11 protein-coding genes are annotated in these 12,625 nt (G+C 59.0%); 9 read left to right on the top strand and 2 right to left on the bottom strand.

Going from position 1 to position 12,625, the window contains the following annotated elements:
* The first annotated feature begins 52 nt into the window (after positions 1-52).
* The 3 genes from AB4N85_RS12765 (at position 53) to rssC (ending at position 2,751) form a co-directional block, all read left to right on the top strand.
* Complete coding sequence (locus AB4N85_RS12765; RefSeq protein ID WP_150741249.1) at positions 53-742, top strand: MlaA family lipoprotein; 690 nt, start codon at positions 53-55, stop codon at positions 740-742.
* A 345-nt stretch (positions 743-1,087) separates the two neighbouring features.
* Entirely contained in the window at positions 1,088-2,269 is a 1,182-nt protein-coding gene (rssB, locus tag AB4N85_RS12760; RefSeq protein WP_041477317.1) for a two-component system response regulator RssB, read from the top strand.
* Entirely contained in the window at positions 2,269-2,751 is a 483-nt protein-coding gene (rssC, locus tag AB4N85_RS12755) for an anti-sigma factor antagonist RssC (RefSeq protein WP_003226553.1), read from the top strand. The genes rssB and rssC overlap by 1 nt, the downstream gene beginning before the upstream one ends.
* A 214-nt stretch (positions 2,752-2,965) precedes the next feature.
* Here the strand turns inward: rssC and tal are convergent, their stop codons facing one another.
* Both tal and AB4N85_RS12745 read right to left on the bottom strand, forming a co-directional pair.
* Positions 2,966-3,892 carry a transaldolase gene (gene tal / locus AB4N85_RS12750; protein WP_041477315.1) on the bottom strand — a complete coding sequence of 309 codons (927 nt, stop codon included), beginning with the start codon at positions 3,890-3,892 and terminating at the stop codon, positions 2,966-2,968.
* 202 nt (positions 3,893-4,094) lie between these two features.
* A complete protein-coding gene (locus tag AB4N85_RS12745; protein ID WP_095182384.1) occupies positions 4,095-5,051 on the bottom strand; it encodes a glycosyl hydrolase family 5 in 957 nt (318 codons plus the stop codon).
* A gap of 289 nt (positions 5,052-5,340) precedes the next feature.
* Here AB4N85_RS12745 and AB4N85_RS12740 point away from each other — a divergent pair, with 289 nt between their 5' ends.
* Genes AB4N85_RS12740 through AB4N85_RS12715 form a run of 6 tightly spaced genes read left to right on the top strand, consistent with a single transcriptional unit; the run spans position 5,341 to position 12,617 of the window.
* Positions 5,341-5,781: a low molecular weight protein-tyrosine-phosphatase gene (locus AB4N85_RS12740; protein WP_073471426.1), complete on the top strand. Its 441-nt coding sequence runs from the start codon at positions 5,341-5,343 to the stop codon at positions 5,779-5,781.
* A 39-nt stretch (positions 5,782-5,820) separates the two neighbouring features.
* The gene (locus tag AB4N85_RS12735) at positions 5,821-8,043 is read left to right on the top strand and encodes a polysaccharide biosynthesis tyrosine autokinase (protein WP_252868002.1); all 2,223 of its coding nucleotides are present in this window, start codon (positions 5,821-5,823) and stop codon (positions 8,041-8,043) included.
* 40 nt (positions 8,044-8,083) lie between these two features.
* Positions 8,084-9,166, top strand: a complete 1,083-nt coding sequence (locus tag AB4N85_RS12730) for a glycosyltransferase (RefSeq protein WP_252868001.1) — start codon at positions 8,084-8,086, stop codon at positions 9,164-9,166.
* Between the two features lie 15 nt (positions 9,167-9,181).
* Complete coding sequence (locus AB4N85_RS12725) at positions 9,182-10,294, top strand: polysaccharide pyruvyl transferase family protein (protein ID WP_041477306.1); 1,113 nt, start codon at positions 9,182-9,184, stop codon at positions 10,292-10,294.
* Positions 10,291-11,523, top strand: coding sequence for an MATE family efflux transporter (locus AB4N85_RS12720; protein ID WP_353188495.1), 1,233 nt, complete (start codon positions 10,291-10,293; stop codon positions 11,521-11,523). Before AB4N85_RS12725 ends, AB4N85_RS12720 begins: the two co-directional genes overlap by 4 nt.
* Positions 11,514-12,617: a hypothetical protein gene (locus AB4N85_RS12715; RefSeq protein ID WP_252867999.1), complete on the top strand. Its 1,104-nt coding sequence runs from the start codon at positions 11,514-11,516 to the stop codon at positions 12,615-12,617. Before AB4N85_RS12720 ends, AB4N85_RS12715 begins: the two co-directional genes overlap by 10 nt.
* Positions 12,618-12,625: the final 8 nt, after the last annotated feature.

Below are 12,625 nucleotides of genomic sequence, written 5' to 3'. Positions count from 1 at the left end.
TAATGCCCGGGCCGAGAGGACCGCGCCAGTATCGAATCCAAGGAGTTTTTCTATGCGCTGGAGCCCTTCGCTCACTCAGCTAAGTGTATGTGCCAGCCTGTTGCTGGCGCCGTTCGCCACCCAGGCGGCCACCGAAGAAGACCCTTGGGAAAGCGTCAACCGGCCGATTTTCCAGTTCAACGACTTCGTTGACACCTACGCGCTGAAGCCATTGGCCCAGGGTTATGAGTTCATCACCCCGCAGTTCGTCGAAGACGGCATTCACAACATGTTCCGCAACGTCGGTGACGTGACCAACCTGGCGAACAACATCCTCCAGGCCAAACCGGCTGCGGCGGGCGTTGATACCGCCCGACTGATTTTCAACACCACCTTCGGTCTGCTCGGCTTCTTTGATGTCGGCACCAAGATGGGCTTGAACCGCAGCGACGAAGACTTCGGTCAGACCCTCGGTTACTGGGGCGTGGGCAGCGGCCCGTACGTGATGCTGCCGCTGATGGGGCCGAGCACCCTGCGTGACGCACCGTCCAAATACGTCGACAGCTTCACCGGCATGTACCGCTACATCGACCACGTGCCGACGCGTAACTCGATCTTCGGCCTGAACATCGTCGACACCCGCGCCAGCCTGCTGTCGAGCGAGAAGCTGATCAGCGGCGATAAATACACCTTCATCCGCAACGCTTACCTGCAGAACCGCGAGTTCAAGGTGAAGGACGGTCAGGTTGAAGACGATTTCTGATTTTGACCGGTGATGAAAAAGGCGGCCCTCGGGTCGCCTTTTTTGTCCGCGCCAGAGCGTCGCCTGCGACTGCCACTACCTTCCATCGGGTTACCGTTGGAGCGGTTCTTATAACTCCCGGTGATTTGACAAACAAAGTCGTCAAGCGACAATCGGCGCATGCTTGAAACGCTCTGCGGATGGGAGTACCGTCTGCGCCTTAGAAGGGCACCTCTGTTTAAAACCGCGCGCCAGGCGAATGCTTGAAAGCGCTGCAACAGAGAGGCTAGAAAGCGAATCCAGTAGTCTGCGCAGGGCCGTTGCCCCGCTCACTACGCCAACCTAATTCTGGCGCCGTTTGCCCACATGCCAAAAACCAGTGCCACGCTGCTGATAATCGATGATGACGAGGTAGTGCGCGCGAGCCTCGCGGCCTATCTGGAAGACAGTGGTTTCAGCGTCCTGCAGGCCGGCAACGGTCAACAGGGTCTTCAGGTATTCGAGCAAGACGAGCCCGATCTGGTCATCTGCGATCTGCGCATGCCGCAGATGGGCGGTCTCGAACTGATCCGTCAGGTTACCGAGCGCTCACCGGAGACGCCGGTGATCGTGGTCTCGGGTGCCGGGGTAATGAACGACGCAGTCGAGGCCCTGCGCCTGGGTGCGGCGGATTACCTGATCAAGCCTCTCGAAGATCTGGCTGTGCTCGAGCACTCCGTGCGCCGGGCCCTGGATCGTGCGCGGCTGCTGCTGGAAAACCAGCGCTACAGCGAGAAGCTGGAAAAGGCCAATCGCGAGCTTGAAGCCAGCCTGAACCTGCTCCAGGAAGACCAGAACGCCGGTCGCCAGGTGCAGATGAACATGCTGCCGGAAAGCCCGTGGAGCATCGACGAATTCAACTTTGCCCACCAGATCATCCCGTCGCTGTACCTGTCGGGTGATTTTGTCGACTATTTCCGCGTTGACGAGCGCCGGGTCGCGTTTTATCTGGCGGATGTTTCCGGGCATGGTGCGTCATCAGCCTTCGTCACCGTGCTGTTGAAGTTCATGACCACGCGTCTGCTCTTCGAATCGAAACGCAGCGGTACCTTGCCGGAGTTCAAACCTTCGGAAGTGCTCGGTCATATCAACCGGGGGCTGATCAGTTGTAAGCTGGGTAAACACGTCACAATGGTCGGTGGAGTCATCGACGAGGAGACCGGTTTGTTGACCTATAGCATCGGCGGCCATCTGCCTTTGCCTGTGTTGTACACGCCTGACAGTGTTCGTTATCTCGAAGGCCGTGGTCTGCCGGTGGGGCTTTTCAACGAAGCCACCTACGAAGACCACGTGCTTGAGCTGCCGCCGACGTTCAGCCTGACGCTGATGTCTGATGGCATTCTGGACCTTTTGCCGGAAGCAACGCTCAAAGAAAAAGAGGCTGCTTTGCCCGAACGGGTGAAGTCAGCGGGCGGCAGCCTGGATGGTCTGCGGCAAGTGTTTGGTTTGGCCACGCTAGGGGAGATGCCGGATGATATCGCCCTGTTGGTGTTGAGCAGGAATCTTTAATGAGTACCGGTAGAATCCAGTTCGCCGAGCAGGACGGCACCTTTGTCCTGAAGTTCGTCGGTGAAGTTCGCCTGACCCTGTGTTCGGCGTTGGATGCGACTATTGAGAAAATCTTCACCGCGCTGAATTTCAACGCGATCGTGATCGATTTGACCGAAACCCGCAGCATCGACAGCACCACCCTGGGCCTGCTGGCCAAACTGTCGATCCTGTCGCGGCAGAAGGTCGGCCTGTTGCCGACGGTTGTCACCACCCACGAAGACATTACTCGGCTTTTGCAGTCGATGGGCTTCGAGCAGGTGTTCAACATCGTCAACCACCCGGTGCCGTGCCCGGAGTGCCTGGACGACCTGCCGGATCAGGACCAGTCCGAAGAAGTGGTGCGAATCAAGGTGCTGGAAGCGCACAAGATTCTCATGGGCCTGAACGATTCCAATCGTGAAGCGTTTCATGATCTGGTCAATGCCCTGGAAAGACACTGACCTCATGAATTGATGGTGTCTGGGCTGGCCTCATCGCGGGCAAGCCCGCTCCCACAATGATCGCGTGAAACCTCAAACTTAGGTTCTCCACATACCCTGTGGGAGCGGGCTTGCCCGCGATGGCGTCGGGTCGGTCGATACATTTATCAGTGCAGGCAAATGAAAAAGGGCGAACCCTCACAGGTTCGCCCTTTTTGCGTTCTACAGACTCAAATCACAGCTTGGCCTGCAGCAATGCTTCCAGTTTTTCCTGGTCGCGGGCGAACTGACGGATGCCTTCAGCCAGTTTCTCGGTGGCCATCGCGTCTTCGTTGGACAACCAGCGGAATTGCGCTTCGTTGAGGCTCAGGCGTGCTTCACCGGCATTGCCCGGCGCCAGTTTGCGTTCCAGCTTGCCGGTATCGGCGGCCAGCTTCTCCAGCAGTTCCGGGCTGATGGTCAGGCGATCGCAGCCAGCCAGTTGCTCGATCTGGTTGATGTTACGGAAGCTCGCGCCCATGACCACGGTCTTGTAGTCGTTGGCCTTGTAGTAGTTGTAGATGCGCGTCACCGACTGCACGCCCGGATCATCAGCGCCGGTGTAGTCGTTGCCGTTGGCCTTCTTGTACCAGTCGTAGATACGGCCCACGAACGGCGAAATCAGGAACACCCCGGCGTCGGCGCAGGCGGCGGCCTGGGCGAAAGAGAACAGCAGGGTCAGGTTGGTCTGGATGCCTTCCTTCTCGAGGATCTCGGCGGCACGGATGCCTTCCCAGGTCGAGGCGATCTTGATCAGCACGCGGTCGCGGCCGACGCCGGCCTTGTCGTACAGCTCGATCAGGCGATGCGCGCGCTTGAGGATCGCATCCTGGTCGAAGGACAGGCGCGCATCCACTTCGGTGGAGATGCGGCCCGGAACCACGTTGAGAATTTCTTTGCCCACTGCGACGCCGAAACGGTCGCTGGCCAGGCCGACATCGCCCTTGCAGTCGCGAACGCAATCGTTCAGCAGTTCGGCGTAACCGTGAATGGCCGAAGCCTTGAGCAGCAGGGAAGGGTTGGTGGTGGCGTCGACCGGTTTGACTCGGGCGATCGCTTCGAAGTCGCCGGTGTCGGCAACCACGGTGGTGAACTGTTTGAGTTGTTCCAGCTTGGAAGTCATGGGCGTGCTCTATCCTATGGGTCTGAAGACATTACCCGAGCGCTGACGGGCACTCAAGGGTGCATTCGTGGATCGATGGCCCCTGCGGCAACAACCTGAAAACGATTGTTTGAAAGGCGGGGCGCGGTGTCGCTGAATACGATGCCAAAACAGCCCACAGGTTCAAAGCAACCGACCTGTGAACAGGCCGGTCGCCCAACGCCTACTCAGCGTTCAACACACCTTCCACGGACAACCGCGCCGGTTTTGGCTGGCCGTCAGAGGTCAGAAAGCCGAAGTTCTTCTCGCGATCGTTGCTGCCGGAATCACTGTTCCGCCATTCATAGATAGAGGTCAGGGGAATATTGAGGCGTTTAACGTCGGTAATAAACGCATTGATCTTGGTTGCTTGCCCCTCAGGACCGCCGTTGGAGGCGAGGGCCGACACCCCCCATTCACTGATGACCCCCGGCAGATTGAAGTTCTGCTGGATGAAGGTCTGCGCGTTGCTGATCTGCGTGGCGGTCATGCCGTAAGGGTGGTAGGACACGGCGTTCAAGCATTTGGGGTACTCGCTGACGATACTTTTCAGCGCCACCGTCGACGCCGAGCCCGCGCTTGGCGGCCGGGCGAAGCCGAAACCGACCCGTGGTGTCGTCTGTGGCTGAGCTTCGAAGGCCTTGCACATGCCGGCCATGAACGGCACGAACGTTGTGTCGAAATTGCGCGTCGGCCAATAGGTTTCCAGGTCCGGCTCGTTCCAGATTTCGATCGCCACCAATTGCGAGCTCCAGGATTTTTCCAGCCCGGTCACAGTGTTGGCGAACTTACCGCCGGCGGCGTTCAGTTCCTCGGGCGAAGTGGCCGGCAGTGCCTTGATCGCGCGCACCGTCAGCAGCACCGGCAGGCCGGCGGAAGCGGCGGCGGCGAAGGCGTCACTGACCTGTTTCTGATACGTCTTGGCGGTGAGGCTGTCGCTCCACACACCGAAGCGCACAAAGCTGAAGCCTGCTGCCTTGATCTGCGCGGCATCGGCGGCGGTAAAGCTCTGGATTTTCACCTGCACGCCGATGGTTTTCGCCGGAAGGTTGGGGAACAGCTCACTGGCGTGAACCTGGCTGGCGGCACCGAGCGCCATCAGGGCGAGGGCGGCGAGTTTATTGCGCTGTGCTGTTTTCATGTCTGCTCTCCTGAAGAGAATGACAACTACGAATATTTATCCCGTTACTCAATTTCCGATAACGGTGATGGCACTAAGTGCGCGAATGTTATTTTTTGTCAGGAAAACAGCAACTGAAAATCACAGTTATTTTTAGTCCGCTAATTGTGGTTGGGGCGGCTTAAAACGCTGTGGTACTTAATGTTCCTGTACTAACAGGGCGAAGCTATTTCTGAGTGCAGGAAAGTCGAGAGGGTTCATTAACTTTCACGGCATGTTGGCTGTTTGATATTACACAGGAAAGCAAGACTTGTTCAAAAAGATCCTCGTTGTCTGCGTGGGCAATATATGCCGAAGTCCGACGGCTGAACTGCTGCTGCGCAACGCGCTGGGCCAGTCCGCCATCACCGTTTCCTCAGCCGGCCTGTCCGCCCGCGTGGGCGAGGGCGTGGAAGCCTCGGCGCGGCAGGTTCTCGAAGAACACGGGCATTGCGCCGAGGCCTTCAAGGCGCGGCAACTGACTTCGGACATCGTCAATGACTCGGACCTGATCCTGGTCATGGAAAAAGCCCACGTCAATCAAGTGCTGAAGATTGCCTCGCACGCCCGAGGCAAAGTGTTTCTGCTCGGCAAGTGGCAGAGCGAGCGCGAAATACATGATCCGTATCGTCAAGGCAAAGCCGCGTTTATTCATGCCCATGCATTGATTGAAGATGCTGTTAGTTCATGGGCGAAGCGCCTCGGGCATTGATGAATCTTCTTCAGAACAGTAAATGGTAAGAACAGACTTATGCAGTTACCGTCCGTAATCGGCACCCGCGACAAAGATCAAGACAGTATTGATCTGCTCGGCATCTTCGGCAGCCTGATCGACCAGAAGTGGCTGATCGGCGCGCTGACGGGCGCCTTCATGGTCACCGGCGTCGCCTATGCGGTTCTGGCGACGCCGGTGTACCTGGCGAACGCGCTGGTGCAGGTCGAACCGAAAAAGAACGACATGCTCGGTTTCTCCGACCTCAACAGCATGCTCGGCGGCCAATCGCCGTCGGTGACCGAAATCGGCATCATCAAATCCCGCGCGGTGATCGGCAAAACCGTTGACGACCTGCGCCTGGATATCGACGTCACCCCCAACACGTTCCCGTTGATCGGTGGCTTTCTTTCGCGGCGTTATCGCGGAGACAGCGAGACCAGCGTCGCGCCGCCGCGTTTCGGTTTGAACAGTTATGCCTGGGGCGGCGAACGTCTGGAATTCAATCGGCTGCAATTGCCGAAAGACCTGCTCGGCAAGAAACTTACCCTGATCGCCGGCGAGCAGCAGCGCTTTGAGCTGTTCGATGAAAACGACAATCTGCTCGCCGAAGGCGTGGCCGGCGAAGCGTTTGCCAATGACGGTGTAGAAGGGCAGATCGCGCACCTGATGGCCAACCCCGGCACGCGCTTTCAGGTGGTGCGCAATCCTCGGATTGTGACCATTCAGGGCTATCAGGACGCGCTGGATATCTCCGAACAAGGCAAGGAGTCGGGGATCATTCGTCTGGCGCTGGCCAGCTCCGACGCGGCCGAGGCGGTGAAGATCCTCAACAAGATCGCCTCGCTCTACGTCGAGCAAAACGTACGCCGCACTTCGGCGGAGGCCGCGCAGAGCCTGGCGTTTCTGCAGAGCCAGTTGCCCCAGGTCAAGCGTGATCTGGCCAAGGCCAGCGACGCTTTGAATGCCTACCAGACCCACGGCAAGACGGTGAACATTTCGCTGGAAACCCAGTCGGTGCTGGGCCAGTCGGTGGCGCTGGAAACGCGCATCTCCGAGCTGAAAATGCAGCAGGCCGAGCTCGATCGCAAGTTCACCAAACAGCACCCGGCCTATCGCGCCTTGATGACGCAGATCGGCGAATTGACCCAGCAGCAGAAATCCCTCGAAGGCAAGGTTCAGGACCTGCCGGCCACCCAGCAGGAATTGCTCAACCTGACCCGCGACGTCGAGGTGGCGTCGCAGATCTACACGCAGTTGCTGAACAAATCCCAAGAACTGGACATCGTCCGCGCCGGGGCCGTCGGCAACGTGCGCTTGATCGACACTGCCGATGTCGACCTGACCAATCCGATCAAACCGAAGAAACCACTGATCGTGCTGATCGCGACATTGCTCGGCGCGTTTGTCGGCGTGGCGCTGGTGCTGCTGCGCAAATCCCTCAGCCGTGGCCTTGAAGGCCCGGAAGGCATCGAGCAGTTGGGCCTGCCGGTTTACGCGTCGATTCCCTACAGCGCCTTGCAGGAAGAAGAGGACAACAAAAAGGGCCGCGCCCGCGATGGCGTCGACAAGCCGGCGTATCTGCTGGCGCTGCGCAATCCGACCGATCTGTCGATCGAATCGATCCGCAGCCTGCGCACCTGCCTGCACTTTGCCGGGCTCGATTCGACCAACAACCGCATCATGATTTCCGGGCCGAGCCCGCAGGTCGGCAAGACCTTCGTCTCGTCCAACCTTGCGGCGGTCATGGCCCTGAGCGGCCAGCGCGTGGTGCTGATCGATGCCGACATGCGCAAAGGGCACCTGCACAAAACCCTCAACACGCCGATCAGCAATGGTTTGTCCGACCTGCTGGTCAAGCGCTGCACCCTTGAGCAGGCGATCAACAAAGTCGAAGTCGACAACCTGCATTTCATCAGCCGGGGGCAGGTGCCGCCCAATCCTTCCGAGCTGCTGATGCACGCCAATTTCCGCGAACTGCTGGCGCAACTGAGCGAGCGCTACGACCTGGTGATCATCGACACGCCGCCACTGCTGGCAGTGACTGATGCCGCCATCGTCGGTCGCGAGGCCGGCATCAGCCTGATCGTCACCCGCTTCGGGGTGAACCCGGCCAAAGAGATCGAACTGACCATTCGCCGCTTCGCCCAGAACGGCATCGAGTTGAAAGGCGCGGTGTTCAACGGCGTCGAGAAACGTGCGGCCAGCTATTACGGCGGCACCGGCTATTACAACTACGAATACGCGTCCGACAAATCCTGATGGTTGCCGATTGTTCTTTCCTGTTTGAAGTGGGTGAGTTGTGAAAAAAATACTGCACGTGGCAGAGACGATCAAAGGTGGCGTGGCGACGGTGATCCGCACGATCTCGACATCCCCAGAAGACGACGCAGCGAATTATCAACTGGTCTATCTGGTGCCCGAGGATCAGGCCAAGGAGCTGCACGGCATCGCCCCGCAGCAGGTGCGCACCTTTCCACGTAGTGGCCGCAACGTGCCGTCGCTGCTGCGTTTCGCCTGGCGTCTGAGCCAGGTGCTGCTCAAGGAAAAACCCGACGTCGTGCATTTGCACAGCACCTTTTCCGGGGTGATCGGCCGTGTGGTGTGTGTGCTGTTGCGACCATGGCGCAAGCCGAAAATCGTCTACTGCCCGCATGCGTTTTCGTTCCTGATGGAAAGCTCGCCGACCAAGCAGAAGGTCTACGCGTGGATCGAGCGGGTGTTGCAGAAAGTCACCGACGTAATCATTTGCGTCAGCCAGTACGAGCTGGATAAAGCCGCGCGTTTCGGCATCGAGCGCAAGCGCATGAAGCTCATCTACAACGGCATTCATCACAAGGATGACGCGCCAAAAACCGCCGGCGCCGAGCCGATTCATCTGCTGTTCGTCGGGCGCCTGGATTACCAGAAAGGTTTCGACGTGCTGCTCAAGGCCTACGCCAAGGTCAACCGCAACGACCTGAAACTCACCGTGGTTGGCAGTGCGGTCAACGAAGATTCGGTCGAGTGCCCACCGATGGATTCGGTCGAGTACCTGCCGTGGGTGACCCCGAGTGAAGTGCAGGCGCTGTATCAGAAAGCCGATGCGCTGATCGTACCGAGTCGCTGGGAAGGCTTTGCCATGGTGCCGCTGGAAGGCATGGCCATGGGGCTGCCGGTGATCGCCAGCAACTGCACTTCACTGCCGGAACTGGTCACCAATGAAGTGTCCGGCTACGTCTTCCCCTCCGGCGATCACCAGGCGCTGGCCGACGTTTTGACGATCATCCAGAAGCCGCGACTGCTCGACCTCGGCAACGAAGGCCGGAGCATTGTCCGCGAACGTTTCAGCGCCGCGTTGATGATCCGCCAGACCTACGACCTGTATCACGCTCCCACTTATTAAGTAGAACTCAAGCTTATGAACGTAACGATTTTGCATGGCTACAGTGCGTCCAACTCCGGTGACGGTCTGCTCGTCGATCTGGCCATTGCTCTGGTGCAGCGTAACTTCGGTGACGACACCGCGATCAGTGTCGTGGCGTCCGACCCTGAGTCGTTCAACTATCTGCCGCACCCGCGTTTCGATGCGCCGGTGATGGCGGCCAAGGGTCTGGGGCGGGTCAAGCAAGCGGTGTTTCTCAATCAGTCCTACGCCGGGCTCGCCGATCTGTTGAAGAAAACCGATCTGATCGTCGGTGTCGGCGGCGGTTACATGCGTTCGAAAAGCGCCTTCGAGCACATCAAGCTGAAGCTCGGCCATGCCAAGCAATTGGAAACCGCGATCCTCAGCAAGGTGCCTTCGGTGTACCTGCCGCAGAGCATCGGCCCATTCCACGGCGAGAGCAGCAAGATCGTCGAACACTACGCCAGCGCCGATGCGGTGTTCGTGCGTGACAACCGTTCCTCGGCGATTTTTGACGCTTGCGAAAACGTCTACCGCGCGCCGGATCTGGCCGTGCAGTCGCTGGCGAGCAAGATTCTTCAGCAACCGAAATTCACCCGCTGCGCCGCCTCGCCGGCGACCGTCTGCGTGGTGCTGCGCAAGCCACCGGAGTGGAGCAAAGAGAAGAAGGTCGCTTACGTGGCCAATCTGAAACTGCTGCTGCAGCGCCTGAAGAACAAAAGCAAAGTGGTCTGCGCCGTGCAAAGCGCGGTGCGCGGCAACGATGACGGCGCGTTCTACCGTGAGCTGGGCATCAACGAAGACCTGCTGTCGCTGAAGGCAACCATCGCCAAATACCAACCGGACCTGGTGATCTCGGTGCGTCTGCACGGCGCCATCGAATCGCTGCTCTCCGGCGTGCCGGCGTACCACATCAGCTACGAGCGCAAAGGCTTTGGCGCCTATCAGGACATGGGCGTCGAGGACTGGGTGATCAACGGCGGCGACATCGACGTCGACACCATCATCAACACCGTTTACGCGCCCAATGCCTTGGCGGATTTCGGCAAGCGCCTGACTGACACCTGCCGCGAAATCGAAGCGAAAACCGTGGCCATGGACGAAATTATCAAGGGTGTCGTTCGATGATATTTCGGCTGTTGCTTCGCGGCGGAGCCTTGGGCGCGAAGTTCTTGCTGGTGTTGGCCATCACCCATTACCTCGGTTACGAGGCGCTGGGTTTTTACGGTGTGGTGGTCGCGGCTTCGCTGATCGCTTCGAAGTTCTACAGCGTCGGCTTCAGTTCCGAGATCAACCGTTTGATCAGCGTCGGCGGCAGCTCGCGGCGGGTGGTCGACAAGGTTCTGCTGCTGTATCTGGCGGTCGGGCTGTTGTTGTCGGTACTGACGGTGCTGGTCTATTCGCTGTTCCAGTCGGTGGAAGCGACCGCCACGCTGATCCTGTGCGTGACCCTGGTGCTGCTCACCGAGCACCTGTCGTTCGAAATCAATTCCTTCGTGTTTTCTGCGCAGAAAGCCACCGCCGGCGCCTTGCTGTTCTTCATCAAGACCGGCCTGTGGGCGGTGTTGGCGGTGGGCGGCATGGTGCTCGGCTGGGTCGCGGGCATCGCCAGTGTGTTGTGGCTGTGGGTCGCCGCCAACGTGCTGGTGATCATTGCGGGTTACCTGATCGTGGTGAACGTGCACAAGGGCCGCGAAGCAGCGACGCTGGACACCGCGACGGTGTGGAAGGCCGGGTTGCCGTTCTATCTCGGCACCGGTCTGATCGCGCTGAGTCAGTACGCCGAGCGCTTTCTGATCATCGACCTGGAGCCCTACGCCAGCCTCGGTAAATATGTGTACGCGTGGTCGGCGGCCAACACTTTGCAGGCGTTGTCGTATGCGGTGGTGGCGGTGGTCGGCATTCCGGTGTTGGCCAAGCGTTTCCAGGCCGATCAACAGGCGTTCACGGTCAGGCAACTGTTCGTCAACAAATGGGTGATGCGCTCGCTAGCGGTCTCCGCCGTTGTGGCCGTGGCGATCTATGTGTTTTTCAATGTGCTGCTCGATTACGTCGCCGCCAGCGTGCCGCGTCCGGATAACGCGCTCCTCGCGGTGCTGATTTTTTCCTTCGCCTTGCGGGCGATTGGCGACATCGTCTGGGGCGGTTTGATTGCTTCGAAAAACAGCCGGGTGTCGCTGGCCAGCGCGGCGCTTTGCCTGCTGATTTCGGTGCCGGTCAGCTATGTGCTGATCAAACACTATTCGATCTATGGCGCGGCGTGGGGCAATGTTTTCGCCATCGTCGTGCAGCTCAGTGTGATTGCAGTGTTGACCCGTGTCACCGGCGCGAAGAAGGCTGCGCTGTCATGGGCCTGAAACTGCCGCGCATCGAGTTTCGCGGGCGCACATTCGATTCGTCGATTTCCTTTCTGATCCTGTTCACCGGACTGTTTCTGTCAGTGGCGATGCCGTTGCTAGTGCCGCGTGATCCGGGGCCGGATGCGATGACGTTGTGGTCGTCATATGCGCGTGCCGACAACTGCAATTTCTGGAACCCGTTCTCGCCGGATCGCTCCTCCTACGAGTGTTCGGCGTTCCTGCTGCGGCCTACCGGGATCAACCTGACCAATGCCTGGGCCTACGGCATGTTCTGCAATTTCTTCCTCACCGCAATTCCGGTGGTGGTGTTTCGGCGCATGCCGTTGACCATTTTCGGCACCCTGTGCCTGTGGGGCATCGTGCGCTCGTTTTTCCTCGAGAACCTGACCAAGGAAATCATCGTGTCGGTGGCGGTGTTGAGCATTCTGCTCAGCGCATTGACGCGCAAATATCGCGGCGGTTTTTTCCTCTCGGCGGTGATTTACGGCGTGCTGATCCGGCCGTACTGGATTCTGTTTTCGCTGTCGTGGGTCGGCGTCTGCGTGATGAAAAAGTACGTCTCGCGCTTCACCTTCTTTCTGATGCTGTTTCTGTTTTATCTGGCGGTGGCCATGGCCATTCAGCTGGCGCTGGGCTTTCCGGTGTCATCGATCCGCGCGAGCAACAACGAGCTGCGCACGGCGGGCGAGGAAGGCTCGAAGTCGCTGATCGTCTCGTGGCTCAGCGGCAGTGACTTCGTCTCCCAGGCACTGGATTCGATGATCATTTTCTTCCGCCTGTCGTTCCCGGTTGAGCTGATTCTGCTGTCCGGGCCGGGGCAGGTGATCTTCGTTGCGCTGATGATCATGACCGCGCTGCTGCTGTTCAAGGTCATCACTTCGACCGACTACAAGGGCGCGCCGATCCAGACCAAACCCAAGGAACTGATCGCGATTCCGCTGGCGTTTCTGTTGGTGCAAGGCTTGTTCGAGCCGGACTTCGGCTCCTTTGCCCGACACTTCTCGATGGTCGTGCCGGTGTTGTTCGTCGGCCTGGGCTTGATGCTGCGCGCGAACAAACCGGTGCAGATCGAATCAAGAATTCTCACTTAAGGCAGGTG

It is taken from the genome of Pseudomonas sp. H1_G08 (genome assembly GCF_054681355.1).
Note: the sequence above shows the minus strand (reverse complement) of the source record. Positions and strands in the feature narration are given on the sequence as shown.